The organism is Corynebacterium striatum, from assembly GCF_016728105.1.
Lineage (GTDB): Bacteria > Actinomycetota > Actinomycetes > Mycobacteriales > Mycobacteriaceae > Corynebacterium > Corynebacterium striatum.
In genome coordinates, this window is sequence record NZ_CP068158.1 from 1011492 (window position 1) to 1038217 (window position 26726).

General features: G+C 58.9%; 34 protein-coding genes. 13 read left to right on the top strand and 21 right to left on the bottom strand.

Features of this window, described 5'->3' with window-relative positions; all coding sequences use genetic code 11:
• The first annotated feature begins 414 nt into the window (after positions 1-414).
• The 3 genes from I6I72_RS04735 to I6I72_RS04745 are packed head-to-tail and all read left to right on the top strand — an operon-like array spanning position 415 to position 2260.
• Positions 415-660: a DUF6457 domain-containing protein gene (locus tag I6I72_RS04735; protein WP_005527780.1), complete on the top strand. Its 246-nt coding sequence runs from the start codon at positions 415-417 to the stop codon at positions 658-660.
• Complete coding sequence (gene fdhD, locus I6I72_RS04740; protein ID WP_049146956.1) at positions 660-1511, top strand: formate dehydrogenase accessory sulfurtransferase FdhD; 852 nt, start codon at positions 660-662, stop codon at positions 1509-1511. Before I6I72_RS04735 ends, fdhD begins: the two co-directional genes overlap by 1 nt.
• Complete coding sequence (locus tag I6I72_RS04745; protein WP_201807581.1) at positions 1508-2260, top strand: B3/B4 domain-containing protein; 753 nt, start codon at positions 1508-1510, stop codon at positions 2258-2260. The genes fdhD and I6I72_RS04745 overlap by 4 nt, the downstream gene beginning before the upstream one ends.
• Here the strand turns inward: I6I72_RS04745 and I6I72_RS04750 are convergent.
• A complete protein-coding gene (locus I6I72_RS04750; RefSeq protein WP_049146958.1) occupies positions 2257-3042 on the bottom strand; it encodes a formate/nitrite transporter family protein in 786 nt (261 codons plus the stop codon). The two genes, I6I72_RS04745 and I6I72_RS04750, sit on opposite strands and share 4 nt — an antisense overlap.
• Before the next feature lie 534 nt (positions 3043-3576).
• Here I6I72_RS04750 and I6I72_RS04755 point away from each other — a divergent pair.
• On the top strand, positions 3577-4287 hold the full coding sequence (locus tag I6I72_RS04755) for a sortase family protein (protein ID WP_223197539.1): 711 nt from the start codon (positions 3577-3579) through the stop codon (positions 4285-4287).
• Positions 4288-4395: 108 nt separating this feature from the next.
• Here I6I72_RS04755 and rplE read toward each other — a convergent pair whose 3' ends face one another.
• From rplE to rplN, 3 genes are read right to left on the bottom strand one after another with little or no spacing between them, the layout of a single operon-like run.
• Positions 4396-4947 carry a 50S ribosomal protein L5 gene (rplE, locus tag I6I72_RS04760; RefSeq protein WP_005527723.1) on the bottom strand — a complete coding sequence of 184 codons (552 nt, stop codon included), beginning with the start codon at positions 4945-4947 and terminating at the stop codon, positions 4396-4398.
• A gap of 2 nt (positions 4948-4949) precedes the next feature.
• On the bottom strand, positions 4950-5264 hold the full coding sequence (rplX, locus tag I6I72_RS04765) for a 50S ribosomal protein L24 (RefSeq protein WP_005527724.1): 315 nt from the start codon (positions 5262-5264) through the stop codon (positions 4950-4952).
• 4 nt (positions 5265-5268) lie between these two features.
• Complete coding sequence (gene rplN / locus I6I72_RS04770; protein WP_005527725.1) at positions 5269-5637, bottom strand: 50S ribosomal protein L14; 369 nt, start codon at positions 5635-5637, stop codon at positions 5269-5271.
• 532 nt (positions 5638-6169) lie between these two features.
• Between rplN and I6I72_RS04775 the strand changes: the two genes are divergently transcribed.
• Entirely contained in the window at positions 6170-7060 is an 891-nt protein-coding gene (locus I6I72_RS04775) for a hypothetical protein (protein WP_049062235.1), read from the top strand.
• Positions 7061-7323: 263 nt separating this feature from the next.
• Here the strand turns inward: I6I72_RS04775 and I6I72_RS04780 are convergent, their stop codons facing one another.
• The gene (locus I6I72_RS04780) at positions 7324-9318 is read right to left on the bottom strand and encodes a sucrose-specific PTS transporter subunit IIBC (RefSeq protein ID WP_049062234.1); all 1995 of its coding nucleotides are present in this window, start codon (positions 9316-9318) and stop codon (positions 7324-7326) included.
• 160 nt (positions 9319-9478) lie between these two features.
• Positions 9479-10804 (bottom strand): glycoside hydrolase family 32 protein, encoded by a 1326-nt coding sequence (locus I6I72_RS04785; protein ID WP_201807583.1) that lies wholly within the window; start codon positions 10802-10804, stop codon positions 9479-9481.
• 21 nt (positions 10805-10825) lie between these two features.
• Between I6I72_RS04785 and I6I72_RS04790 the strand changes: the two genes are divergently transcribed.
• The gene (locus I6I72_RS04790) at positions 10826-11734 is read left to right on the top strand and encodes a carbohydrate kinase family protein (RefSeq protein ID WP_049062232.1); all 909 of its coding nucleotides are present in this window, start codon (positions 10826-10828) and stop codon (positions 11732-11734) included.
• Entirely contained in the window at positions 11735-12154 is a 420-nt protein-coding gene (locus I6I72_RS04795; RefSeq protein ID WP_114975938.1) for a multidrug transporter, read from the top strand.
• Between the two features lie 46 nt (positions 12155-12200).
• On the opposite strand, the gene I6I72_RS04800 is transcribed toward I6I72_RS04795, so the two are convergent.
• The 12 genes from I6I72_RS04800 to rpsJ form a co-directional block, all read right to left on the bottom strand.
• Entirely contained in the window at positions 12201-12758 is a 558-nt protein-coding gene (locus I6I72_RS04800) for a hypothetical protein (RefSeq protein ID WP_201807585.1), read from the bottom strand.
• A gap of 480 nt (positions 12759-13238) precedes the next feature.
• Positions 13239-13523, bottom strand: coding sequence for a 30S ribosomal protein S17 (gene rpsQ, locus I6I72_RS04805; protein WP_005527733.1), 285 nt, complete (start codon positions 13521-13523; stop codon positions 13239-13241).
• Between the two features lie 2 nt (positions 13524-13525).
• Positions 13526-13756, bottom strand: coding sequence for a 50S ribosomal protein L29 (rpmC, locus tag I6I72_RS04810; RefSeq protein WP_005527735.1), 231 nt, complete (start codon positions 13754-13756; stop codon positions 13526-13528).
• Complete coding sequence (rplP, locus tag I6I72_RS04815; RefSeq protein ID WP_005527736.1) at positions 13756-14172, bottom strand: 50S ribosomal protein L16; 417 nt, start codon at positions 14170-14172, stop codon at positions 13756-13758. Before rplP ends, rpmC begins: the two co-directional genes overlap by 1 nt.
• A gap of 3 nt (positions 14173-14175) precedes the next feature.
• A complete protein-coding gene (gene rpsC / locus I6I72_RS04820; protein ID WP_005527738.1) occupies positions 14176-14922 on the bottom strand; it encodes a 30S ribosomal protein S3 in 747 nt (248 codons plus the stop codon).
• A complete protein-coding gene (gene rplV, locus I6I72_RS04825) occupies positions 14922-15284 on the bottom strand; it encodes a 50S ribosomal protein L22 (RefSeq protein ID WP_005527740.1) in 363 nt (120 codons plus the stop codon). Before rplV ends, rpsC begins: the two co-directional genes overlap by 1 nt.
• A gap of 3 nt (positions 15285-15287) precedes the next feature.
• Entirely contained in the window at positions 15288-15566 is a 279-nt protein-coding gene (gene rpsS, locus I6I72_RS04830; protein WP_005527741.1) for a 30S ribosomal protein S19, read from the bottom strand.
• Positions 15567-15579: 13 nt separating this feature from the next.
• Entirely contained in the window at positions 15580-16416 is an 837-nt protein-coding gene (rplB, locus tag I6I72_RS04835) for a 50S ribosomal protein L2 (RefSeq protein WP_005527743.1), read from the bottom strand.
• Between the two features lie 35 nt (positions 16417-16451).
• Complete coding sequence (gene rplW, locus I6I72_RS04840) at positions 16452-16754, bottom strand: 50S ribosomal protein L23 (RefSeq protein WP_005527745.1); 303 nt, start codon at positions 16752-16754, stop codon at positions 16452-16454.
• Positions 16754-17416, bottom strand: a complete 663-nt coding sequence (rplD, locus tag I6I72_RS04845) for a 50S ribosomal protein L4 (RefSeq protein WP_005527746.1) — start codon at positions 17414-17416, stop codon at positions 16754-16756. Before rplD ends, rplW begins: the two co-directional genes overlap by 1 nt.
• Entirely contained in the window at positions 17413-18069 is a 657-nt protein-coding gene (gene rplC / locus I6I72_RS04850) for a 50S ribosomal protein L3 (RefSeq protein WP_005527748.1), read from the bottom strand. The genes rplD and rplC overlap by 4 nt, the downstream gene beginning before the upstream one ends.
• Positions 18070-18111: 42 nt before the next feature.
• A complete protein-coding gene (gene rpsJ / locus I6I72_RS04855; protein WP_003848085.1) occupies positions 18112-18417 on the bottom strand; it encodes a 30S ribosomal protein S10 in 306 nt (101 codons plus the stop codon).
• A gap of 646 nt (positions 18418-19063) precedes the next feature.
• Between rpsJ and I6I72_RS04860 the strand changes: the two genes are divergently transcribed.
• From I6I72_RS04860 to I6I72_RS04885, 6 genes are read left to right on the top strand one after another with little or no spacing between them, the layout of a single operon-like run.
• Positions 19064-19588: an Asp23/Gls24 family envelope stress response protein gene (locus I6I72_RS04860; protein WP_188311692.1), complete on the top strand. Its 525-nt coding sequence runs from the start codon at positions 19064-19066 to the stop codon at positions 19586-19588.
• Positions 19589-19600: 12 nt separating this feature from the next.
• Positions 19601-19957: a hypothetical protein gene (locus I6I72_RS04865; RefSeq protein WP_005527757.1), complete on the top strand. Its 357-nt coding sequence runs from the start codon at positions 19601-19603 to the stop codon at positions 19955-19957.
• Between the two features lie 2 nt (positions 19958-19959).
• Positions 19960-20154, top strand: a complete 195-nt coding sequence (locus I6I72_RS04870; protein WP_005527759.1) for a DUF2273 domain-containing protein — start codon at positions 19960-19962, stop codon at positions 20152-20154.
• The gene (locus I6I72_RS04875; protein ID WP_049146985.1) at positions 20154-20957 is read left to right on the top strand and encodes an Asp23/Gls24 family envelope stress response protein; all 804 of its coding nucleotides are present in this window, start codon (positions 20154-20156) and stop codon (positions 20955-20957) included. Before I6I72_RS04870 ends, I6I72_RS04875 begins: the two co-directional genes overlap by 1 nt.
• Complete coding sequence (locus I6I72_RS04880; RefSeq protein ID WP_201807587.1) at positions 20950-21528, top strand: DUF6286 domain-containing protein; 579 nt, start codon at positions 20950-20952, stop codon at positions 21526-21528. Before I6I72_RS04875 ends, I6I72_RS04880 begins: the two co-directional genes overlap by 8 nt.
• On the top strand, positions 21521-22087 hold the full coding sequence (locus tag I6I72_RS04885) for an Asp23/Gls24 family envelope stress response protein (RefSeq protein WP_049146991.1): 567 nt from the start codon (positions 21521-21523) through the stop codon (positions 22085-22087). The genes I6I72_RS04880 and I6I72_RS04885 overlap by 8 nt, the downstream gene beginning before the upstream one ends.
• Positions 22088-22100: 13 nt before the next feature.
• Here the strand turns inward: I6I72_RS04885 and I6I72_RS04890 are convergent, their stop codons facing one another.
• The 3 genes from I6I72_RS04890 to fusA form a co-directional block, all read right to left on the bottom strand.
• Entirely contained in the window at positions 22101-22802 is a 702-nt protein-coding gene (locus I6I72_RS04890; protein WP_201807589.1) for a hypothetical protein, read from the bottom strand.
• 110 nt (positions 22803-22912) lie between these two features.
• Entirely contained in the window at positions 22913-24103 is a 1191-nt protein-coding gene (gene tuf / locus I6I72_RS04895; RefSeq protein ID WP_005527719.1) for an elongation factor Tu, read from the bottom strand.
• 398 nt (positions 24104-24501) lie between these two features.
• Positions 24502-26631: an elongation factor G gene (gene fusA / locus I6I72_RS04900; RefSeq protein WP_034656509.1), complete on the bottom strand. Its 2130-nt coding sequence runs from the start codon at positions 26629-26631 to the stop codon at positions 24502-24504.
• Between the last annotated feature and the right edge of the window lie 95 nt (positions 26632-26726).

Sequence of the window (26726 nt, forward strand, 5' to 3'; positions counted from 1 at the left end):
CGTTGCGGTTCCCGCTACATTTCTTCCGAAACGCGCGAGCTTTAAGCTCACGCCCACCTAAGCGTTTTCCGTGTGATTTCGGGCTACTCACGCTCCCCACGGTCAATACCGTAAGGCGCTCGCCACCCTTTGATACATACAACGGGCCGCCATGAACGGCGGGGGGCCTACAACAAAGTTGATGTTGTTAAATTCTTGTTCGGCCTGACGCTTTCTGCAGCTCACAGGGCCTAAATCCGAAGAAGATTTTGGCGCACTGCCGCCTCGGCGCAAGTCCGACCTGCAACTTTACTCGCTTACCTGCCCTTTTCCAAATCTCTCTCCCGGCGCAAGTTCCATGGCTTTCTTCCCGAAAGCGTCCACTTGTTGTCTCCGCCATGTTGCGTGTCCGGCGGGCAGACTACAGTTGCCGTCATGACTGAAGAAAAGGACCCAATCCAATCCGCCCACCAGTGGCTGGAGGAGGCCGCGGAGCTTCTCGGCGTCGACAAGCACGATGCCACCGCCCTTGTCCGTGAGCTCCTCGATCTCACTAAGGATGTTGCTCACAATCGCGCCCGTCCGGCAGCACCTCTGACCGCATACTTGGTGGGTTTGGCCTCCCAGGACACGGAGGAGGCTCGCGCCAACATCGCCAAGCTCAAGGCGGCAATCCAGTAATGGCAAGTCGCGTCACATCCAACTTTGCGGTAACCAAGGTGCGTCTCGGCGGCGAGAGCGGCATCGAGGTCACGCAGGTCGACACCCGCGCTGACACCGTGGCTGGAGAGGAACCGTTAGAGATCCGCGTCGGCGGGCAGACGCTAACCACCACCATGCGCACCCCGGGCCACGACATCGAGCTCGCGCACGGCTTCCTTCATTCGGAGGGGCACATCGCAACGCTTTCCGACGTCGCCGAGGCCCGCTACTGCGCCGGCTCCACCGTCGACGGGATGAACACCTACAACCTGCTCGACGTGGACCTTGCGAACGACAACGTCATTAGCTTGTCCGACCTGCGCCTGACACTTAGCAACTCCGCGTGCGGCGTATGCGGCACTAGCTCCATCGAGGGTTTAAACAAGAAGTCGCGCTACGCGCTCCCCAACATCCCGATTGACCCGGCCGTCGTTGCGCAGCTGCCCGAGAAGCTGCGCGCCGAGCAAAAGCTCTTCCGCAAGACCGGTGGGATCCACGCCGCCGGCGCATTCACCTTAGACGGCAAGCCCATCATTGTGCGGGAGGACGTCGGCAGGCACAATGCAGCAGATAAGGTCATCGGGCACCTGCTCCTTGAAGATCGCCTGCCCGCAGACGACCTTATTTTGGTTATGAGCTCCCGCGCCAGCTTCGAGCTTGTACAAAAGGCAGCGATGGCGGGATTCGGAATGCTCGTTGCTGTTAGCGCGGCATCCTCCCTCGCCGTGGAGACTGCCCGGGAGACCGGCATGGCTTTGGTGGGGTTTGCCCGCGGCGATCGTTTCAACATCTACGCAGGTGAACTTAAGTCAGGAGAACTCAAGCGTTGAACAACAGCTCTTCCAACAAGATCCGCAGTACTAGCGAACTCATCGAGTTCCTTGCTGACGCCAGCATCAGCCCCGAGGTCGCGGCCTTACGCCCCGACTACCGCGCGCTGCTCATCGCTGTCGATGGCATCACGCCTGCGCCTTCCGACGCCCACTCGGAGCAGCTCTTGCGCAACGCCGAGGAGGTCGCCCGCACACGCTTGGGCAAGTGCGCCGTCACGGATTTCCCGCACATCGCCGCATGGCGCGAGGCTTATCAAGGATTCGGCGCGAAGCCATCGCGCACCCGCAACAGCGCGGAGGCGCTCATGCGCCGCGCGGAAAAGGGGCTGCCTCGCATCAACCGCCTCACGGACATCTATAACTCGCTGTCCGTGACTTATGAGATCCCCTTCGGCGGCGAAGACCTGAACGCCTATGTATCATCTCCACAGCTGGTGCGAGCTACCGGTGCTGAGAACTTCGCCACTATGGACAAAGGCGAGCCTGTAACCGAGCATCCCGAGCCGGGCGAGGTGGTCTGGCTCGATGCGAACGGCGTCACCTGCCGCCGTTGGAATTGGCGCCAGTGCACCCGCACGGCGCTGCACGACGACACCACCGCGGCGCTGTTCATCCTCGATGCACTGGAGCCTGTCGACGACGCCGAGCTGCGCGTTGTGGGTGAAAACCTAATTGACGAGCTCCGGGAGTATTCCTCGGAACTCGTCGTTGCCATGCGCATCCTGCGCGCAGAAGATGATGATTAGTCGCGGTAAGCCTCAGGGCCCTTGTTGAGCCAGGCGTAAACGCCACCGATGAGGAAGCCGCCGCCGATGACGTTGCCGATCCACACCAGGGACCAGTTGGTGAGAACAGCACCCAAGGTGAAGCCGTCAGGCAGTGGGGTGGAGCAGAAGAAAGTCAGCATCATCAGGCAGAAGTTTGCGATAACGTGCTCAAGGCTCAGGCCCACGAAGCACGCGATGATCGGAACGATGACGAAGAACTTCGAAACGATGTCCTTGGCAAAGACAGCACCGACGATGGCCATGTTGACCACGAAGTTGGCGAGCATACCCTCAACCAACAGGCCTGCAGGGTCCTTCTCCAGCTTGCCCATGGTCAAGGTGGAAATGAGGTGGGTCGGGTCTATATGGCCCAGCTTCGCAGACATGCCCATTGCCGCTGCGAAAAGAGCCGCACCGACGAGGTTGAAGAACGTGGTCACGATGAGCAACCACAGGCCCTTGCCCCAACCAACCTGCTTGTTGATGGCGCCATAGACCACGTACATCATGCTGCCGGTAGCCAGTTCGGCGCCCAGGATAACGATGGCAAAAAGGCCAAGGCCGAAGAACAGAGCGAAGACAGGAGCTCCGAGGCCCTCTGCATGCTTTTCCACGGCCTGTCCCAGAACCGCAGCGAAAGCAGTACCGATTGCGAGGTAGACGCCGGCGAGAATTGCGCGGACGGCGAAGCGGCCAAATGACTCGTCGAGGAGAGTCACCTTTTTCTTGATTGCTGCTGCAGCAGATTCGTTGAGAGACACGAAGCTTCCTTTACCTAGAGATATAACGGCGATAACACTACAGCGAACAGCCCATCCACACCAACAACTTTGCAGCCACAACACCTGGGTATATTCTGCGGCTATTACTGCTCAACGCCTGCCAAGGATTAGAGTTGGTTAGAATATTTACTTACTTTTAGAACCCACCTCCCTCACCTCCTGGAGCCGCCGCCTATGCCCCCGCGTAATCCTCACGATCTGCCAGTTCACAACGCAGATCACACGCGCCCCCGGGCAGACAGTGCCAGCAGCAGTACCAGAGTCAGCACACAGCGCCGCCCCATCAATAACAGACCCATCGATACCCGCCGCGCTGGCAACGGCAACCCCGACGGCGAGCCCACCTACGTGCGGCGCACTCCCCCAACGACGCCGAAGACATCAACATCAACAGCGCCGAAGACCCTACCCAACCGCCAAAAGCACAACCCCCGACCAAAGCCGCGAAGCAAGGGTGGCCGCCACCGCGCACAAAAAACGAACACGCCGGCGCCCCATACTCGCGTACTGCACTTGTGGTCCAGCTCGGGCAAGTTCCGTATTACGGTTGGTGTCCTTGCGAGTGCGGCGCTTGCAAGTGCAACCCTTGCCGCCACGATGCATCGCGTGGTCGATCCTCCTGAAGGACTAGAGAGCAACCAAGTCCCTGTGGCAGCTGCTCCAGTCATTGAGCCCTCCGCCGCTGTTGAGATGTTCATCCCTGCAATCGAGGTCCATGCCGAATTCGAAGATGGCTCCTGCCGCGTCAAAAACGGCGCGATCGACCCGGAAACGATGGCGAAGGCCTGCACTTATACCGCTGCGGACCGTCCATATTCGCTGCCTGGCACTAATGCACCAGACATCACCGTCATCGCCGGACACACCGGCGCCGGCGTTCCCGCTGTCTTCAACAACCTCTACGACGGCGGCGCAAACAAGCACAAGGTCGCCCTCGGCGACAAGCTTTACCTGCGCACTGCAAACTCCGGCGACAACTGGCTGGTCTATAGCGCCACCGACATGCACGACCCAGTAAAAGAAGGCCTCGCCGAAGACCCTGCAATCTGGGGCGAAGGCCCCATGCCAGGCCGCCTTCTCACCATCAGCTGCATTCAGCCACCCAACCTCCTTGAAGCCTCCGTGCGTAATGCAGTGGTGGGCTGGCAGTTTGAAGGTATAACTGCTGCAGACGCTACCGGGGTAGAAGCACCGTTAGATGTCTCCAACGGTCAATCTTCTTGAGGTATTGCGCTTGGCGATCTTTAATGCCGGATTCGCGGGCGATGAAATGATTCCTAAATAAAGCGAAACGCCCCCACCAAAAGGTGAGGGCGAAAAGCTTAAACCGCTTTACTTGAACGGGAAGCCGAGCTCCTTGAGGAGGCGGCGGCCTTCTTCATCGTTGGTAGCGGTGGTAACGACGGTGATGTCCATACCACGCGGGCGGTCAACCTTGTCGATGTCGATCTCGTAGAACATGGTCTGCTCAGTGAGGCCGAAGGTGTAGTTGCCGTGGCCGTCGAACTGCTGATCAGACAGACCGCGGAAGTCGCGAATACGCGGCAGCGCGATGGTCAGCAGGCGGTCCAGGAACTCCCACATGCGGTCGCCACGCAGGGTGACGCGGGCGCCGATTGGCATACCCTCACGCAGCTTGAAGTTTGCGATGGACTTCTTTGCGCGACGCAGCTGCGGCTTCTGGCCGGTGATCGCGGTGAGGTCCTCGAGGGCACCGTTGATCAGCTTGGAGTCACGGGCAGCCTCACCAACACCCATGTTGACGACGACCTTGGTGACACCTGGGATCTGCATGACGTTGTCGTAGTTGAACTCGTCATTTAGGGTCTTCTTGATTTCCTCGCGGTAGCGGGTCTTCAGACGCGGAGTGTAGTTCTCGCTCATGATTAGATGTCCTTCCCGTTGCTACGTGCGATGCGGACCTTCTTGCCGTTCTCATCGAAACGGTAGCCCACGCGGGTCGGGTTGCCCTCGGAGTCAACGATTGCAACGTTAGAAACGTGGATCGGTGCTTCCTGGGTAACGATTCCGCCGGACTCGGCGCCACGCTCAGTAGCGGAGTTAGCAACGTGCTTCTTCACGCGGTTAACGCCCTCAACGAGGACCTTGTCGCGCTTCGGGTATGCTTCGATGACCTTGCCCTTCGCGCCCTTGTCAGGACCCGAAATAACAATCACCATATCGCCCTTATGAATCTTCATAAGACTAGATCACCTCCGGTGCGAGAGAAACGATCTTCATGAACTTCTTGTCACGAAGCTCGCGAGCAACCGGGCCGAAGATACGGGTACCGCGTGGCTCGTTGTCACCCTTCAGAATAACAGCTGCGTTCTCATCAAAAGCGATGTAAGAACCGTCCGGACGACGGGTCTCCTTCTTTGCACGGACGACGACAGCCTTAACGACCTCGCCTTCCTTTACGTTGCCGCCTGGGACGGCGTCCTTGACAGTGGCGACGATGACGTCACCGATGCCAGCGAAACGTCGAACGGAGCCACCGAGAACGCGGATGCACAGAATTTCACGTGCACCAGAGTTGTCGGCGACACGCAGACGCGATTCTTGCTGAATCACTATGGGTCTCCTGACCTGGATTGATGTGCGGCAAGATTTCCGTCCTTGCCGCACGCGGTCTACAAACTTGCGATGCTCAAGCCTTGGCAACGGACTATGCCGAAGGGTCTCGGTCCGGCGGTTCGGAAACGCACCGCTACGGGCCGACCAGCTTTTGCAACCTATACATTCAACCACACGCCAGCGCCCTTACCAAAACGCTGCTCGACGCTTGTCGACGCCCCCCCTACCCCCCACCCCCCGTTATCCCCCCTCCACACTCTTGGTGTCAGGTTTCGACTTCAAGCCATCACCCCAACCAACAAATTAATCCCTCTACCTGCGACTTTCTATCGCGTGACAAGGAAATTTAGTGCTTTTAAGGCGAATACGCGTTTTGAAAGAGCTCCTACACAGCACCGAAACCCGGCCTTAAGAGATGTTGATAAATACTTTTAACGTGACAGCTGTGAAAACTGTGATTATTATGACTGCTGTCCAGAAGGACCTGAACTTTCGGCACGTACCCAAATTCCCTCAGAAGGAGAAACACATGAAGCGTTTGCCACAGACCCTGACCGCTGCTGTCCTGACCGGCGCACTCGCCTTTGGTGGCGCAGCTGTTGCTCAAGCTCAGATCCCGGCACCCGTTGAGGATGCACCGATTACGGATATGACTGGCGACCCCAACGCACAAGGCATCCCCGATCCTGAGACCATCACGGTGGACGGCGTCGAATACTTCAAGGAGGGCTACGTCTACAAGTCCCGTCCCAAGTTCGGCGAGGAAGCACTTGAGCTGACCAAGGAACAGGCTCTGGCGGCCCGTGACAAACAGGCTGAAGCTCTTGTAAATGAAGAGAAGGGTTCCGAGACTCCGGACGCAAGCGGAGACCAGAAGGATCCTGAGGGTATCCCTGCACCTGCCACCAAGGAAGACTCTAAGGGCAACACCTGGTACCAGAGCATGAAGGATCCGTCGGTTTACGTCAAGGATCCAGCCCTAGTCAACGTGGAAGTTACCCCCGAGATGCGTGACGCTTACGCAAAGGCTTTCCCGTCTGAGACCCCGTCCGATCCTCAGAAGCCAGGCTTCGACGCGAAGAAGCTCGCATGGTTGGCGCTGCCCGCTGCACTGATCATCGGTGGTATCACCTGGTACCTGTCCCAGGACGGCAAGACCTACGTCAAGGACGAGGCACGCAAGAACCAGCAGCCGACCGCTGAGGAAAAGGCTGCTTCCGAGCAGATGCTGAACGCTAACAAGAATGAAGTTATCGCCCAGGGCGGTAAGCTCGCTGACGGTGCGAAGACCACCGGCGCTACCCGCGGTATGGCTGCTGAGACCGGCTCCAACACCGTTGCACGCGGCCTGGCTGGCTTGGCCGTAGCTGCCATGGTTGCAGCTGCTGCATTCGCTGCACGCCGCAAGTTCTTCGCTTAAGCGAGGACCCTCCTACCCCGTAGGAACCTAAACAGAGACTGGCTGCGCCGGTCGGGCTCGTGCCCGGCCGGCGCAGCTATCGTTTTACGGCCATTACAACGGCATAGGGTTAAGTAGCAAGCCAGAATACGTACTCTGTGCCAGAAGACGTCCCCTGTCTGCTTCACCAAGGTATTCCTGCCCCATGGTCTGCAACCGCTTATACGCCTCATCCCCGCTCCGAACCCTAGGTTCAGTAGCGGGGATGCGGCGTTAGTGTTTAACTAGCTAGCGGTTGGGGACGCTGCCGCTTCTTCCGTGACCTTGGGGTCAACGGTGAGCAGCGCGTCGCCGAAAGCGATGTCCTCACCCGGGTGATAGGCCGGCAGGACTGAGCCCGTCTTCTTGGAGTTGGACACCACGACCGGGGTTGTCACCGGGTAGCCAGCGGCCTTGATGGCCTCAATATTGAACTCGCAGAGGAGGTCGCCTACCTTGACTTCATCACCCTTGGAAACGTGAGAGGTAAAGTGCTCGCCTTTAAGGTTCACGGTGTCAAAGCCGATGTGCATGAGGATATCAACGTTGTTGCCGTCAGCATCCTTACCACGCACGGCGTACGCGTGCTTCGAAGGGAAAGTCACCGTAACTTTGCCGTCAATCGGGGAAACGAGGCGGCCTTCGGTGGGCTCGATGGCAGCGCCAGCGCCCAGCTTGCCCGCAGCAAACATCGGGTCGGAGACCGCAGAGAGGGCCACAGCGCTGCCGGTCAGCGGCGAAGCCACACGGTAGGCGTTGGGGTCTGCAGTAGCGGACGGCACATCGCTACTCGTCGCTGTGACGGCACCAACCTCATCCGGGTCGATGGAGCCATTCTTAGAAATGAGGTAGCGACCATAGGCAAAGGCCACACCGAAGGCCAAGATGAGTGAGACAATCGCACAGATGAAGAACTGCATGATGTCATTCGGGCGCATGGACACGAAGCCGATGAGGCCGGCAGCACCCAGCGCGGTTGCCTTGACATCGAAGAGTGCGATGAACGTCGAGGCAATTGCCGAGGCACCCATGCCGATGTAGAACGGCCAACGCAGTCGCAAATTAACACCGAAAATCGCAGGCTCGGTGATGCCGAACAAAGCGGACATACCGGAAGCACCGGCCAAGCCCTTGAGCTTCTCACCGCGTGCAAGGAAGTAGACAGCGAGGGCTGCGCCACCTTGTGCGATGTTGGCCATGGAGGCCGTCGCGAAGATGAAGGATCCGCCCTGATCCCACAGCATGTACTCGATCGGCGGGAAGGACTGATGGAGACCAGTGATAACGATCGGCGAGTACACCAGACCGAAGAGGAAGCCACCCACCGGACCGGCGAAGTCGTAGAGGTTGGCAAGGCCAACACCCAGCCACTCACCCGCGGTGCGCAGGAACGGGCCAATGGCAACGAAGGTAATAAATCCTGTCAGCAGTAGGGTGATAAGTGGCGTGAGCATGAAGTCCACCGTGCCTTTGAGGTGACGGTGCAGGAACTTCTCAATGGTTGCCAAGATCCAGGCGATGACCAGGATCGGCAGGATGGAGCCTTGGTAGCCTGCTTGGGCGACGTCGAGGCCGAAAATGTTCCAGTAGGTCATCTCGCCGGCATCGATAGTCTCGGCCACACTGTAGCCGTTGACCAGGTCCGGCATGACCATGGCCATCGCCATGCCGGCACCGAGGAACTCGTTGCCGCCGAAACGCTTTGTGGCTGTAAAGCCGACCAAAATCGGCAAGAAGGCAAACGGCGCAGAGGCCAGCAGATTAATAAGACCGGCAACGTCCTCTAGCGCTGGGACCATCTGAATAACAGATTGGTCGCCGAAAAGCCCCTCGGCAGAAAGAACGTTATTCAGGGCCATCAGCAGACCACCACCGACCAGAATCGGAATCAGCGGAACGAATATGTCTGCAAGAACCTTGATGGCCCGTGAGAACCAGTTGCCAGAGTTTGCAGCAATGTCCTTGAGCTCATCAGTGGAAACGGCGACGTCCTTGCGGATCATGCCGGTCATTTCTTTGTAGACGACGTTAACGTCGCCCGGACCAACAATCACCTGGAACATGCCGCCTGCCTCAAAGATGCCTTTGAGGTCGGGGTCGCTCTCGAGTGCTTTGGTGTCTACTTCTTTGGTGTCTTTGAGAACCATGCGCAGGCGGGTGGCACAGTGCGCAAGTCCAACGATATTGTCTTCGCCACCCAATGCTTTGAGCGTCCGCGCGGCGACTTCTTTGTGATCCATAGGTGGATCCCTTTCCTAGTGATGCGGGCTAACTGTCCTTAACCTCTATTAAATACATCACCCGGAAAGAAAACCAACCATTCGGGCATAAATGAGGGAGAATTCACCTTTTCTTGGGTTCCAAACGGTCACCAAATCCGCTTCCCCTCAGCCTCCCTCTCTATATCTCGCGCCATCCACTCCAGCGAGCATCGTTTTCACCAAACACGCTAGCAGCCGCGGCGACGTGCCCACCGCCGGCAAAAATCTCTACCGCGCAGCCATCGGCGATGGCCACGAGTTCCCCCTCCGGGCAAGCGATAACGCGTTCATCTTCGCCGACTTTTACACGCAGCAGCCCATCGCCCGCAGTAAATTGCAGACGCTCGGTGCCCGCCGCGTCAACCAGGCTGTATTGCCCACCACGCGAGGCCACCACGCTCGTGGTCGTGCCAAAGCCCTCGCGGCCACTCGCCTCCGGAATGGACTTCCATACCGGGAGTTGGTGCAGCCAGCCATCCTCCAGCCACACTCGGCGCGGCAAGGAAAGCGTATGCACCCAGCCCTCGTCGACCGTCGGCTTATCGTCCTGGGAAGGCAGGCCGATCCAGCCCAGCATCACAGCCTCGCCGTCACCGGTGCCGACGAGCTGCGGCGCATAGAACTCATGACCATAATCCAACTCGCTGAAGCCGCGTTCAACGTGGAAAGTGGTTCCTTCCAGGCGACCAACAACATAGCCGCACTGATCAGAGGAGGCGTAGTGAGTCTGCCCGTCCACACTCACGGGCTCCAGGCCCTGCGGACAGAAAACCAAAACGTCCTTGTCCTTACCGGTTTCCTTATCCGTCAGGGTCACCAAGTTGGGACACTCCCACATGTACCCGCCCGGGAGGATGTCGGGGCTAAGCCCTGGGCGGGCGTCGGAAAGCGCAAAATTAAGCTCCCCCTGAAACTCCCAGACCTCCAGGTCCGTGGAGCGATAGAGCACCACCGTGCCCGTCTCGTCCGTGCGCTGCGCGCCGATGACCATGCGCCAGCCATGTTCGTCGCGCGAAATCTGCGGATCGCGGAAGTGCCCGGTAAAGCCCTCCTCCGCGTCAGGGATGAGCGGATTTCCGGCATCGCGCTGGTAGATGCCACCCTCGGGTCCTGATGGGTCAAGCACGCGCACCCTGTTCTGCGAGGGAATGCGGCGCCCATCGCGTTTGAGGTTGCCCGTGTAGTAAAGCCACACGTCAGTGCCGTCGACCACGGCCCCACCGGAGTAGCAACCATGCATGTCATAAGGCATGTCCGGATACAGCACATCCGGGTGATGCTGCCAGGGCCCAGGGGCGCTCAACAGCGCGGAAGCATGCCCCCAACCCGTGCGCTTGCTGGCATACGGAAAACAAGGGTCATGCTGGTAATACACGTGGAGTGTATCGCCGTCGAGGAACACGCCATTGGGATCATTGAGGCGGCCGAGGGGTGGTGCGATGTGAAAGTTCGGACGGTAATTCATAACACCGATACTATGGAATTCATGAAGATCCATGTGTGTGGCGAAGGACTCGTCGACCTCGTCCCCGTCGCCCCAGGTAGCTTGCAAGACCTCACGCCGGCCCTGGGAGGCGGGCCTTTCAATGTGGCCATCGCGGCGGCGCGTCTGGGCGGCGAGGTCAGCTTCCAGTCGCGCCTTTCCACCGACGGTTTCGGTAACGCGCTGGTGAAAAGGCTGGAGCAGGAAGGCGTGGACACGTCTATGGTCCAGCGCGGTCCAGAGCCCACCACTTTGGCAGTGACCAGCATCGGCGATGATGGTTCGGCGTCCTATACCTTCTACAAGGAGGGCACGGCAGATAGGTTGGTTGAGCCCACGCTTTCCGACGCCGAGATTGCCTACTTCGGCACTGTTTCCCTCGCGTTGGAGCCAGGTGCTTCGCGCTATGGAGAACTGCTCAAGCAATTCGCGGCGCAGGGCAGCATCGTGGCGCTCGATCCGAATATCCGCCCGTTCTATGCCAACGATGAGCACAAGGCCTTCCTCAACGAGCTACTCGTCCACGTCACCGTGCTGAAGCTTTCTGAGGAAGAAGTGGAATTCCTAGGCAAGCAGGCCCTCAAGCAGGTTCCCGTCGTGGTGGTTACCCGCGGCGGCGAGGGCCTCACGTTGCGCGCTGGCACGACCCGGCTCGATGTGCCGTCCGTCAATGTCGACGTCGCCGACACCATCGGCGCGGGCGATACCATCATGGGCGCGCTGCTCACAGAGATCGCCCGCCGCAACCTCACGGCGGAAGCGCTCACTCACTTGAGCGAATACGACTGGAAAGAGATTTTGGAATTCGCCGCGGCAGCCGCTGCGATTACTGTCTCCCGCAAGGGCGCACAGCCGCCACACCGCGCAGAAGTGCTTGCAATGCAAGCAGATGCTCAGAAGAAGGAGGCCTAAATGTTTGCTTCATATCAGGGCCGTAGCACCGTTTTACATGCCGTGGCATTCGTCTTGGTGGCGCTATCTTTCATCTTCCCGGTAGTCCTTGGCACTTCTGCCCTGCTGCCCACGTGGCTATCCGGCACCGTGAGTATCCTCGTTGCGCTCGCCATTCTTGTCGACGCCGCGCACAAAGCCTTCGCCCCATCTGAACGCCCCGCACGTGGCCTACGCGGACTATCCGCCCTCGCTGCGTTGACCGCACTCATCGGCTGGATCTGCTGGCTTTTTATCTTCAACAACTTCGACGCCGCCGGCACCACCATGTACAAGATCGGCACCTTTACTCTGGGCACCAGCGCCGTGCTCAACATCTTCTGCGCCGCCATCGCCTTCATGGATTGGCGGGCTGGCCGCGTTACTCCGGTCAAGCACTAATCGGCGAAACTGCCTTTGGCTCCCCGAAAGCCATTAGGAGTTCTTGCTATTCAGCAGCTTCGATTTCAAAGCCGGTGCCCACACGAAGCGGGCCGATCGGCAAAGAGGGATCACTTTGCCAACCAACGTTGTTAGAAGCGATCGACACCGTCACATGCTTACCCACCCACGGCTCTGCCTTTTCGCGTCTTTCCTCGTCCGCGCCGTAGTGCGATGCAAGGAAGCCGCTATCGACCACACGGGTTTCCTTGTGACCTGCCTTGTACCCGGTGATCTCCCCCGGTGCGTCAAATTCGAGGATCCAATAGTCGCCATTGAGCTCGCTTTCAGAGATGCCGGATTCAGGATGCGAGCCTAGGGTCTCACGACCTTTCTTCTTTACAACCTTGCCTGTCATCTTCAAGATGCCGTCTTCAACGACCACCGCTGGTTTCTTCGATTCTTCTGACGCCGTGGATTCTTGGGAACCCGCCTCTGCTGCGCTTTGCGGCACCATCGTATTGAACATCTTCTCTGTTTCTTTAGCGGAGTCGTCTTTTCCGGAATTACTGCAGCCAGAAAGCGCTAGGGCAGCAACACAGAGTAAGGAAACATAGCGGCGCATGATTAGACCTCAAACCACATAAGGAAATAGGAGACAGCTTTTTAGCTTAACGCCTTGGGGCGGTGAGGATTGTGGAAATCAGCGATCCGGTGGCGTCGGCAAGCAGCAAATGCTTCGCGTGTTAAACCAACCTGCATTCGAACCATCGAACGGGGCCAATCGCTTGGGCCCCAGCCCCTTCGATGGTTCGAATGCGGGTTTCTGGGTCTATCCCCACAATCGGGCGCAGCCGCGATGCGTACATCAAAAGACCCTAAATATTAAGACATATGTACGCCATGTCTGTAGCGCTACCGCGCGCCTGCACCGCCCCATCCATGCCGAGACTTGGTCTACCAAAAGCAGAGCATTACCGCGCTTCCCGTTACGCGAATAGAGCAGAAACGCCTTGCGACAAATACGCGCAAAAGAAAAGCCGGCCAAGCCTTCTTCCTTTGGGAAGAAAAGCCTGGCCGGCTTAAGAGTTGGAAAAGCTAGGTTTTACTTAGCCTTCTCCACGATCTCGACGAGACGGAAGTGCTTGTCCTTAGACAGCGGGCGGGTCTCGGCGATCAGAACGCGGTCGCCGATGCCGGCGGTCTCGTTCTCGTCATGTGCCTTAACCTTCTTGTTAGAGCGCATGATCTTGCCGTAAAGCGCGTGCTGCTTGCGGTCTTCGAGCTCGACGACGATGGTCTTGTCCATCTTGTCGGAAACTACGATGCCGATGCGGGTCTTGCGCGCACCGCGCTCCTTCTTTACTTCGTTCACGTTTGCCTCACTCATGATTAAGCCTCAGCTCCCGGAACTACGGACAGGCCCAGCTCGCGCTCGCGAAGAACGGTGTAGATGCGGGCAATGTCGCGCTTAACCGTGCCGATGCGGCGGTTGTTGGTCAACTGGCCGGTAGCCTTCTGGAAACGAAGGTTGAACAGCTCTTCCTTCGCATCCTTAAGGCGGGTTTCCAGCTCAGCGTTGTCGAGCTCACGGAACTCGTGGGCGGGGGTACCGGTTGCCATTAGAACTGGTCCTCCTTCTTGATGATGCGGACCTTGCAAGGAAGCTTCTGGCCTGCACGGCGCAGAGCCTCGATAGCAGTGGCCTCGTTCGGGTAGGACATCTCGAAGAGGACGCGGCCCGGCTTAACGTTGGCGACCCACTTCTCAACCGGGCCCTTACCGGAACCCATACGAACGCCGAGTGGCTTCTGGGTCAACGGACGGTCCGGGAAGATGTTGATCCACACCTTGCCACCACGCTTAACGTGGCGGTTGATGGCAATACGTGCGGCCTCAATCTGACGGTTGGTGATGTAAGCCGGCTCGAGAGCCTGGATTGCGTAATCACCAAAGTTGATGCGGTTACCGCCCTTGGAAACACCGCTACGGGTAGGACGGTGCTGGCGGCGGTACTTAACGCGCTTAGGAATCAGCATGGATTAGCCCTCCTGCTTCTGCTGTGCGCGCTGACGACGCTGGCCACCACGGCGCGGACGACCGTTACGGTCACCGCGGCCACGGCCCTGCGACGGAGCGTTCAGTTCGGATTCGCGTACGCCACCGACGACGTCACCCTTGTAGATCCACACCTTGATGCCAATACGGCCGAAGGTGGTGTGGGCCTCTGCGGTGCCGTAGTCGATCTCGGCGCGAAGAGTGTGCAGCGGAACGCGACCCTCGTGGTAGCGCTCGGTACGGGACATCTCGGCGCCGCCCAGACGACCGGACAAAAGGATCTTAATACCCTTGACCTGCGGCTGGCGCATAGCGGACTGGATAGCCTTGCGCATTGCACGACGGAATGCAACACGGTTAACCAGCTGCTCGGCGACGGACTGAGCAACCAGAGTTGCGTTGGCGTCGACCTGCTTGACCTCGAGGATGTTGAGGGCGACCATCTTGCCGGTGAGCTTCTCGAGCTCGCGGCGGATGCGGTCTGCCTCAGCACCGCGGCGGCCGATCACGATGCCCGGGCGGGCGGTGTGAATGTCGACGCGTACACGGTCACGGGTGCGCTCGATGACGACGTCGGCGATGCCGGCGCGGTCGAGGCCCTTCTCGAGGAACTGACGGATCTTGATGTCTTCGGCTACGTAGTTCGCGTAGTCCTTATCGGCGAACCAGTGGGTCTTCCAGTCGGAAGTGATGCCCAAACGTAGGCCGTGAGGATGGATTTTCTGGCCCATTACTTGGCCCCTTCCTTCTGGCTCTCGACCACCACGGTGATGTGGCTGGTGCGCTTACGAATCATGAATGCACGGCCCTGTGCGCGTGGCTGGAAGCGACGCATGGTCGGGCCCTCGTTGGCGTATGCCTCGGAGATGACCAGGGTGCGTGGGTCCAGACCGAAGTTGTTCTCAGCGTTAGCGGCTGCAGAAGCAACGACCTTAGCGACTGGCTTAGCAGCGCCCTGCGGAGCGTACTTCAGGATTGCAAGTGCCTCGGCTACGGACTTGCCGCGAACCAGATCGATGACACGGCGTGCCTTCATCGGAGTAACGCGGACGTAGCGGGCCGTTGCGGATGCGGAGGTGATGGTTTCACTCATCGCTTATCGACGTCCCTTCTTATCGTCCTTGATGTGACCCTTGAAGGTCTTGGTTGGTGCGAACTCACCGAGCTTGTGGCCGACCATGGAGTCCTCAACGAACACCGGCACGTGCTTACGACCGTCATGGACGGCGAAGGTGTGACCGATGAAGTCAGGCAGAATGGTCGAGCGGCGAGACCAGGTCTTGATGACCTGCTTGGTGCCGGCCTCGTTCTGAGCATCCACCTTGTTGAGGAGGTGCTCATCGACGAACGGGCCTTTCTTAAGGCTGCGTGGCATTGTTTACCTCCTCTTAGCGCTTCTTGTTCGGGCGACGACGGCGCACGATCATGTTGTTCGAGTAACGGTTCGGGTTGCGGGTGCGACCCTCCTTCTTGCCCCATGGGGACACAGGGTGACGACCACCGGAGGTCTTACCCTCACCACCACCGTGTGGGTGGTCAACCGGGTTCATGACGACACCACGGACGGTCGGGCGAACGCCCTTCCAGCGCATACGGCCGGCCTTACCCCAACGGATGTTCATCTGGTCAGCGTTGCCGACCTCACCCACGGTGGCGCGGCAACGGATGTCGACGCGGCGGATCTCGGAGGACGGCATACGCAGGATTGCGTACTTGCCTTCTTTACCCAGCAGCTGGATGGAAGCACCAGCGGAGCGGGCAAGCTTAGCACCTGCGCCCGGCTTGAGCTCCACAGCGTGGATGGTAGTACCGGTTGGGATATTGCGCAGCGGCAGGTTGTTACCAACCTTGATGTCGGCGTTAGCGCCGGCCTCAACGATGGTGCCCTGCTTCAGGCCCTTAGGGGCGATGATGTAGCGCTTCTCGCCATCTGCGTAGTGCAGAAGAGCGATGTTTGCGGTGCGGTTCGGGTCGTACTCGATGTGGGCAACCTTTGCCGGGATACCGTCCTTGTCCGTACGACGGAAGTCGATCAGACGGTAACGACGCTTGTGGCCACCGCCAATGTGGCGGGTGGTGATGCGGCCGTAGTTGTTACGACCACCAGTCTTGCTCAGCGGGCGCAGCAGGGACTTCTCCGGGGTAGAACGAGTGATCTCCTCGAACTCGGACACGGAGGATGCGCGGCGACCCGGAGTTGTCGGCTTGTACTTACGAATAGCCATAATTCTTCCTTTTCCTTTCGGCTCTCCGGTGGCGCTTAAGCGCCGCCGCCGAAGATGTCGATGGAGTCGCTGCCTTCACGAAGCGTCACGTACGCACGCTTGGTGGACTTGCGCTGACCGAAGCCGGTGCGGGTGCGCTTACGCTTACCTGCACGGTTAACGGTGTTCACGGAGTCAACCTTTACGCCGAAGATCTGCTCGATGGCATCTTTGATCTGGGTCTTGTTGGAGTCCGTGGAGACGTAGAACGTGTAAACGTTCTGCTCCATCAGGCCGTAGGATTTCTCGGAAACGACCGGGGCGATGATAATGTCACGCGGGTTAACGAGCTTAGCCATTACTTCTCCTCCTTAACTTCCTCGTTCGCACCCTGAGCGCGAGCGACGAAGGTGTGCAGAGCCTCAACGGAGAACACAACGTCGTCAGAGTAAAGAACGTCGTAGGTGTTCAGCTGGCCTGCATCCAGGATCTGGACGTTAGGCAGGTTGTTGGCGCTGCGGCGAGCGTTGATGTCCTCGCGGCCGACAACGAGCAGCACGTTCTTGCGCTCGGTCAGGCGCTCGATGAAAGCCTTAGCCGCCTTGGTGGACGGGGTCTGGCCCGGGACGAGCTCTTCGATTACGTGGATGCGCTCATTGCGAGCACGGTCAGACAGTGCACCGAAGAGAGCAGCCTTGATCATCTTCTTAGGGGTGCGCTGGGAGTAGTCGCGCGGCACTGGGCCGTGGGAGATACCGCCACCGGTGTAGTGAGGTGCGCGGATCGAGCCCTGGCGTGCACGACCGGTGCCCTTCTGACGGAAAGGCTTACGGCCACCGCCGCGGACCTCGCCGCGGGTCTTGGCCTTGTGGGTGCCCTGACGAGCAGCAGCGAGCTGAGCGTTGACAACCTGGTGCATCAAAGCAATGGATGCCTCGGTGTCAAAGATCTCGGCCGGCAGCTCAACAGAGCCGTTGGTCTTACCTTCAGCGGTTTGGACGTCTAGCTTGAGGTTGCTCATGCGTGTGCACCGCCCTTCACTGCGGTCTTAACGGTGACGAGGCCACCGCGCGCACCAGGGATAGCACCCTTGATGAGCAGCAGGTTGGACTCGGCATCGATCTTCTGAATCTTCAGGTTCTGGGTGGTAACACGGTCCTGGCCCATGCGGCCAGCCATGCGGGTGCCCTTGAAGACGCGAGCCGGGGTAGCGCAGGCGCCGATGCCACCGACGCGGCGGTGAGCAGCCTGGTTACCGTGGGCAGCGCCCTGACCTGCGAAGCCGTGGCGCTTCATTGCGCCTGCGTAGCCGTGGCCCTTGGTGGTGCCGGTAACGTCGACGAAGGTAATGCCCTCGAAGATGTCAGCGGTAACTTCCTGGCCAACCTCGTAAGCAGAGGTGTCATCCATACGGATTTCGGCAACGTGGCGACGTGGGGTTACGCCAGCCTTCTTGAAGTGACCTGCGGCAGGCTTGTTTGCCTTGCGCGGGTCGATCTCGCCAAATGCGATCTGGATGGCGTTGTAGCCATCGGTTTCTGCGGTGCGAATCTGGGTAACAACGCACGGCCCAGCCTCGACGACGGTAACCGGCACAACGCGGTTGTCCTCGTCGAAGATCTGGGTCATGCCGAGCTTCTTGCCCAGAATGCCCTTGATCTCGTTTTCACTCATTGTTAGTTCTCCACCAAATATCTATTCGTCGATCGCTTTACACTACTGAATGTTTACGTCGACGCTGGCCGGAAGGTCGATGCGCATAAGAGCGTCAACGGTCTTCGGGGTCGGGTCGAGAATGTCGATCAGGCGCTTGTGAGTGCGCATCTCGAAGTGCTCGCGAGAGTCCTTGTACTTGTGCGGAGAACGAATAACGGCGTATACGTTCTTCTCGGTTGGGAGCGGCACTGGGCCAACAACACGAGCACCCGTACGGGTTACGGTCTCGACGATCTTCTTTGCAGAAGCGTCGATAGCCTCGTGGTCGTAGGCCTTCAGCCGAATGCGGATCTTTTGTCCCGCCACGCTTATCCTCTTCCTCGCTTCCCCACTTACACATTCCCGGCGTATCCGGGGCGTGAAGCGGTGGGAAATTGCTTCTCGATTTCTCTATAACGTTGTCCGGACTCTAGGGCCTGGGCTCAACGCCAGTTGTCTGACTGTCATGACGACCAAAAGATGCGACCTGGCATAAACCTTGGGGCGCAGTGCTTTCGACGGGGTACAAGACCCGAAGTCAAAGTCAATAGGAAGAGGACGGTTCTTCACGCATTACACGTGCGAGTACATGTCCAATTCGTATACTGCCGCTGTTTATTTGCCATGCCCCTTCTCCGGTCCATTCTCTCGGGATGCCTCTACTAAAACGCGGACCTAGCCCGATTGAATGACCTTCCCAGTGCACGCCTTAAGACGCCCACCAACAAAGGTGTCATGTTCGCTTTACCAGCAACTTTGCCATTGATATTCGACTTAGAGCCGGAAGTCAGTGACGCCGCCATGTTAAAGCAACCCTTGTATTTAAGCATGTAATCACGCGTTTTCCAAACTTCTAACAAAACCGTGCCCAATATCACGTTTTCTAAAAGATCGACTACCGCACCCCACAATGTCCGCATTCAGTTATAGGCTCGGATGGGTAAGTTACTTTTAGCCTTCAAGAGAAGAGGAAATGCTCATGGCTGCTAACACCCCAGAAAACAATTCGACCACCCCAGCTACGGCCGCTACCGAGTCCAGCACCGCTAACTCCCCTGAGGCCGCCGCTACCCCTAAGGTAAACAAGAACCTCGAGACCGAGTTCGGTATCACCACTATTGACGACACCGTCGTATCCAAGATCGCCGGCATCGCTGCCCGCGAAGTGTCCGGCGTTGCTGCTCTCGGTGGCGGCGGCGCCCGCATGATGGGTTCGATCCGTGAATCCTTTGGCGCCTCCGAGGACGTTCGCCAAGGCGTCAGCGTGCAGGTTGCTAACGGTGTTGCCACCATCGAAGTCGCCATCATCGCCGAGTACGGCGTAGCCATCCACGAGCTGGCAGAGGCCATCCGCCGCAACATCATGAATGCCGTTGAGCGTATGACTGGCCTCGGCGTCGATCGCGTCGACGTTGTTGTTCATGATGTCAAGCTCCCGAAGGAAGACCTCGCCGCCGAGCAGTCCGCAAACAATTCCCTGCCGCAGGGCCAGGAATAGGACTAAGCCTTGATGTCTGACTCCGTCGAGTCCCCCACGACGCGCTTTGAGCTCGACGCCCCCGCTGCGCACCGCATAGTTGGAGCCGTGCTGGGGACGCAGGGCGTCGCCAAGCTACATGCCGGCTCCTTCGGTGAGGTGTCGCTGCTCTATCCGGGCGAGCGCATTGCTGGACTCAAGCGTCCGAATCCCCGCGATGATCGCCATCTGGAGGTACACATCGTGTTCGACGTGGCAGAGCAGGTGCCCGTCAAGGACGTCGCCGAAGGTGCTCGCGCGGCAGCGCTCGAGGCATGCTCCGAGCTTTCGCGAGTCGATGTTGTTGTAGCTGACGCTATCAGCAGCGCATTCAATACTAATAAGGAATAAGCATGAAGAATTACTCCACACTCGGCATCGTGGCCGGCCTAGTTTTGGCATTTTTCATCCACCTCGGCCTGTGGCCCACGGTTCTGGCAGTCCTCCTCGCCGCGTTGGGCGGGGTCATTGGTGCTCACTTTGATGGTCGCATCGATCTCTCCGCGGTGTGGAATGGAATCGTTGGCAAGGATAAAGGGCAAGGCTAATGCCCCATGATTCCTCCCTTGCACGCAGCTCAGGCTCTTTAAGATTTTCCATTAAGTCCCTCGAGCGCATCGTTGGCACTGCCATCGCCAGTGTGCCCGGCACCGTAGCCATCGACGCCAAACTCGCGGGCCTTGCCGGGCGCGCGTTTCCACGGCTGCTCATCCAGAGCGACCCAACCAAGGAAGTCGTGGCTGTCGATGCCAACATCGCCGTTACTTGGCCCAGTCCGGTAACAGCTGTCGCCGAGGCCGCACGCGCCGCCATCGAAGAAGCTGTCAGAACCTACACCGGCTACGCCACCACACGTGTCAACGTCACCGTGGGCGCCGCTGTCCCTGGCGAGCGCGTAACAGGGCTAGCAGTGGCATCACGGCGCGCCCCGAGCGTGACCCTGCCACACACGCGGCCGCAGCGCGAGCTCCAAGCGATAGAGACCACGCACCTAGTGCAAATCCGCAGCGTCTCACGCCCTGAGCCACAACCGGTACGGGCAGTTTCACCGCGCACGGCGCCCGTTTCCGTAGTGAGCGCTGCGACGCCGCAGCCGGCTGCGCTCACTCCAGTTCGCTCGCCCAAGTCAGCGGAGCTACGCCCAGTCGCGACTCCCCCAGCGCTCCAACTACGCCGGGTGGACACGCCACAGCCTGCGCCGCTGCGCCCTGTTCGAACGCCACAACCTGCTACGGCGTGGTCGCCGACGCTGCGGCCTAATGCCACAGTCCGGCGGCCCATGGCGCCACGGCCTGAACCACTTCGCGAGATAACCATCCAACCGCTCTTCCGAGGAGGTGCCCATGAGTAAAGAACGCAGCATCTTCCCGCACGGCTTTGGCCAAAAGCCTGCCGCCTCGCCAGCAGCCCGCACGTGGACTGTCATACTCGGGCTCGCCTGTCTTGGAGGCTCGGCATTTCTGGGCCGGGAGACCTGGGCGGTGAGCACGGGTGCAAGGTCATGGCTGCAACCCTTCATCGACGTCATGTCTCAGGACAAAATCGAAACCTGGATGCTAGTCAGCGGCGGGGCAGCTATTTTGGTTGGCCTGCTTTTACTCGTGGCGGCATTCAAGCCGCGAAAATCCACCCACACCCAGGTCGAATCAGAAGTAGCCTCCATGTGGTTACGGCCCGTTGATATAGCACGCGCTGCTTCCGCAGCAGCCCGTCGCGTTCCCGGCGTCGCAGCTGCGCGCAGTCGCGCGGTCATCTCCAAGAAGAGGATTACCGTCGATGTAACGGTCAACGGCGATACTGGGGATGAGGGTCTCATCTCCCGTGTGGAGGACGCAGTCGCGCAGACGCTGCAGCAACTCCACCGTCAGCCCCAGCTCACTGTTGCAGCCGAGAAACTCCCGGAGGTCGACGATCATGTCTAAAGGCTTAGCCGCTTTCGACCGAATGTTGTTATTCATTATTGCGGCCATTCTCATCGTGCTCGGCTTGTGGCCCATCCTCATCCACTTCGAGGTTCCCTTCGCGCTCTACCTTGCGCGGTGGGTCGACCACGACGAATGGGCAGCCCTTCCTCAGCAAGGCTGGTGGGCTGCCGCACTAGGTACGGCGACGGTGGTGCTAGCTGTGTCCGGCTTATGGCTAGTAATTGCTAACCTGCGCCACCACCGCTTTAACAATGTGGCTTCTGAGTCCTCGAACGACAAAGGCAAGATATCAACCAACATGCAGGCAATCGCCGGTGCAGTCGCTGATACCTTGGCTGCGGAAGACGGCGTGGAAAAAGTCACCCGCTTGGTGGCCTACGATCGCGCGCGTCCGACGCTCCAGTACACGGTTGAGGCGAACCCAGATACCGCTTTGTCTGCGCTTGTCGACGCTGTCGAGACCAACGAGCAGGACTTCCGCCTAGCGTTCCCCGACGCCGACCTCGATACCGTGTACAAACTCCACTTTGGAAAAGTGCGAGCGCTAAAGGAATAGGCCGGTTCAGCACTTAGCTTTCGGCAGGGGCGGATTCAGCGAGGAATATCTCGGTGACCGCCCCAAACTCATGCGTCGTGCCACGAGACAAGCCCACGAGCAGCGGCGCGCCCACAGTACATTGCTCGATCACTGTCCACGAATAGTCGGTACGGTCCACACCCCGGTTGGCCGATGTGTAAACGTGCAAGCCGTGGTCCAAGAGAATAACATCATCGGACGTGCGGAGCATCCAGACGCGTTCACCAACGCTGCGTCGCTTCAGCCCTTCAAGACTGCGGTTATCTGGGGTCAGCTGGGTAATCAGCTCCACCACGCCGTAGCGGTGCTCAAAGCCTTCGGCATCAGTCACCGCTAAAGGACGCCCCGGCCCCACTGCCCGTATTGCAGAATACTCCCACGAAACGGGCTGACCGGGTCCCGCCTTAGAGGTCGTACGCACGATGAAGCGCTCGGCGTCGACAGTGACCCGGTTGCTTTCCGTGACGATGAGCCACAAACCTCGGGTCACACGGGCGTCGTCAAGCGGCAGCGTGGGCGGATGAACCCTAGCCATCGACTCAAGCGCGGCACGCAGCTCCTCATCGTCGGCGCCCCAGCCCAAGCCCTGATTAGCGAGCATCGCAAAGATCGTGCCTAACGGCAGCTCCGGCTGTCCCTCCCACGCATCGCGAAGTGCGCGAAGGGTGCGGTCAATGCGGGTGGGATCAAGCATGGATCAAAGCTTAACGGAGACAGCAGGTAGACATACAAAAGCCACCGCCTTCCCAAGTAGGGAAAGCGGTGGCTTAAAAGGCGTTACTTTAAACGCTCAAGCAAGTGCTCTTACTTGATGATCTTGGTAACGCGGCCAGCGCCGACGGTGCGGGAGCCCTCGCGGATAGCGAAGCGCAGGCCCTCGTCCATAGCGACCGGCTGGATCAGCTCGACGGACATCTCGACGTTGTCGCCAGGCATAACCATCTCGGTGCCCTCAGGCAGCTTGATGACGCCGGTAACGTCGGTGGTGCGGAAGTAGAACTGCGGACGGTAGTTGTCCATGAACGGGGTGTGGCGGCCGCCCTCTTCCTTCTTCAGGACGTAGACGGAACCCTCGAATTGGGTGTGAGGAGTGTAAGCGCCCGGCTTGATAACAACCTGGCCGCGCTCAACCTCTTCACGCTTGGTACCACGCAGAAGCAGACCACAGTTGTCGCCAGCCTCGGTGTAGTCCATCATCTTGCGGAACATCTCGATACCGGTAACGGTGGTGGAGATGGACTTGTCCTGGATACCGATGATCTCAACGTCCTCGTTGACGTTCAGGGAGCCACGCTCAACACGGCCAGTAACAACGGTACCGCGGCCGGTGATGGTGAAGATGTCCTCGATTGGCATCAGGAACGGCTTGTCCAGCTCGCGCTCCGGATCCGGGATGGAGTCATCGCAAGCCTGCATCAGGTCAACGATAGCCTGTACCCACTTCTCGTCGCCCTCAAGAGCCTTCAGAGCAGAGATGTGAACGATCGGAGCTTCCTCATCGTAGTCCTGCTCTGCGAGCAGTTCGCGGATCTCCATCTCGACGAGCTCGATAATTTCCTCGTCGTCAACCATGTCGCACTTGTTCAGTGCAACGAGGATGTAAGGAACGCCAACCTGGCGAGCCAGAAGAACGTGCTCGCGGGTCTGCGGCATCGGGCCATCGGTTGCAGCAACAACCAAGATAGCGCCGTCCATCTGAGCAGCACCGGTAATCATGTTCTTGATGTAGTCAGCGTGGCCCGGAGCGTCAACGTGTGCGTAGTGGCGCTTCGGGGTGGAGTACTCAACGTGGGAAATGTTGATGGTAATACCGCGCTCCTTCTCCTCAGGAGCCTTATCGATCATGTCGAATGCGAAAGCGGTGTTCTCATCAGGGTACTGGTCAGCCAGAACCTTGGTGATCGCTGCGGTGGTGGTGGTCTTGCCGTGGTCGACGTGTCCGATGGTGCCGATGTTCACATGCGGCTTCGTACGCTCGAACTTCTCCTTTGCCACTGTTTGTCCTCCTGGACTCTATGGCGGCTGCAATTTCACAGCCACGTGGTTGGTTAATGCCATTGGCACTTGGAACGAAAATATCCCGAAGCGCTAATGACGCTTTCTTTACGTGCCAGTTACACGATCCTAGATTTATGCCGCAGTTTTTTCAAACTGCCTAAATAGGAGGTAACCCCGCGCATGTAGTGCGGACGTTGACCCTCGACAAGAATCTGATTATGGATCCTGGGAGGGTAACGGCCGGCTCAGCCAACACTCTTTGGTGCGAGTTCAGCCGACCGCTACCCCACCCAGTTCCTCACACGGGGTTACCCCGCCTGAGGCTGGCGTCTACTGGCGAAGACTACCAGCCCTTGCCAACGGGGTGGTGTGAGGGGGTTGGTTACAAAGCTTGTTTAAGCCTTGTTACCGGTACGCTCCTCGATGATTGCGGTTGCAACGGAGGAAGGAACCTCAGCGTAGGAATCGAAGACCATGCTGAAGTTTGCGCGGCCTGCGGTGGAGGAACGAAGGTCGCCGATGTAGCCGAACATCTCGGACAGCGGAACCTTAGCCTTGACGACCTTTGCGCCAGAGCGGTCTTCCATCGCGTAAACCTGGCCACGACGGGAGCTGATGTCACCGTTAACGGTGCCCATGTACTCCTCAGGGGTAACAACCTCAACGGCCATAACAGGCTCGAGCAGGACTGGCTTTGCCTTAGCAACAGCTTCCTTCAGCACCTGGGAACCAGCGAGCTTGAAAGCCATCTCGGAGGAGTCGACGTCGTGGTAAGCGCCATCCTCGAGGGTTGCCTTGATGTTAACCAGCGGGAAGCCAGCGAGGTAACCGTACTGCATTGCATCCTGGATACCAGCGTCGACGGAAGGGATGTACTCCTTCGGGACGCGGCCACCGGTGACGGCGTTCTCGAACTTGTAGGTTGCGGACTCGCCCTCCTCCAGCGTCTCTGGGTCCGGGTTGTAAGGCTCGATGGTGACGATGACCTTTGCGAACTGACCAGAACCACCGGTCTGCTTCTTGTGGGTGTAGTCCAGGGACTGAACCGTCTTGCGGATGGTCTCGCGGTAAGCAACCTGTGGGTTACCGATGTTTGCTTCGACCTTGAACTCGCGCTTCATACGGTCAACCAGAACGTCGAGGTGGAGCTCGCCCATGCCGCCGATAACGGTCTGGCCGGTCTCTTCGTCGAGCTCGACGGTGAAGGTTGGGTCCTCAGCAGCGAGCTTCTGGATAGCGGTACCCAGCTTCTCCTGGTCAGCCTTGGTTTTAGGCTCGATGGAGACCTTGATAACCGGATCCGGGAAGTCCATGGACTCGAGGATGATCGGGTTGTCCTTGTCGCACAGGGTGTCACCAGTGGTGGTGTCTTTCAGACCGATAACAGCATAGATGTTACCTGCGTCAGCCTGCTCGACCGGGTTCTCCTTGTTTGCGTGCATCTGGAACAGCTTGCCGATGCGCTCCTTTTTACTCTTAGTGGAGTTGAGCACCTCGGTGCCCGGCACAACCTGACCAGAGTAAACGCGGACGAAGTTGAGCTGGCCGAAGAACGGGTGTGCAGCAATCTTGAAGGACAGCGCAGAGAACGGGGACTCAACGGAAGGCTTACGCGTAACCTTCTCGTCCTCGTTGCCGACAGCGTGGCCGACAACCTCGCCCACATCGAGTGGGTTCGGGAGGAAGTCAACGACAGCGTCGAGAAGCGGCTGGACACCCTTGTTGCGGTAAGCGGTACCACAAAGAACTGGGTAGACCTCGGAGTTGATGGTCATCTTGCGGATGGCTGCCTTGATCTCGTCAAGGGTCAGCTCCTCGCCGCCGAAGTACTTCTCCATGAGCTCTTCGTCAGACTCAGCAACTGCCTCGAGCAGCTTCTCGCGGTACTCTTCAGCCTTCTCCTGCAGGTCAGCAGGGATCTCCTCGATGGTCGGCTCAGCACCGGTCTCCACCTTGCCGCGCCAAGTGATGGCACGCATGTTCAGCAGGTCAACGACGCCGTCGAAGTCGTCCTCAGCGCCGATGGGCAGCTGCAGAACCAGTGGCTTTGCGCCGAGGCGGTCGATGATGGTCTGAACGGTGAAGTAGAAGTCAGCGCCCAGCTTGTCCATCTTGTTGACGAAGCAGATACGCGGAACGTCGTACTTAGCAGCCTGACGCCACACCTGCTCAGACTGTGGCTCAACGCCTTCCTTGCCGTCGAAGACAGCAACTGCGCCGTCGAGAACACGGAGGGAGCGCTCAACCTCAACAGTGAAGTCAACGTGACCCGGGGTGTCGATGATGTTGATCTGGTTGTTGTTCCAGAAACAGGTAACAGCAGCGGAGGTAATGGTGATACCGCGCTCCTTCTCCTGCTCCATCCAGTCAGTGGTGGATGCACCGTCGTGAGTCTCACCGACCTTACGGTTGATGCCGGTGTAGAAAAGAATACGCTCGGTGGTAGTGGTCTTACCAGCATCGATGTGAGCCATGATGCCGATGTTACGGACCTTGTGAAGGTCCTTAAGCACTTGTTGTGCCACGGTTTTACCCCAACTTATTTATCGTGGACGCCTTGTCCTGGGCGCACGCTTCATCTTCACGTACCCCAGTCCATGCCGCCCGCATGGATAGGTCT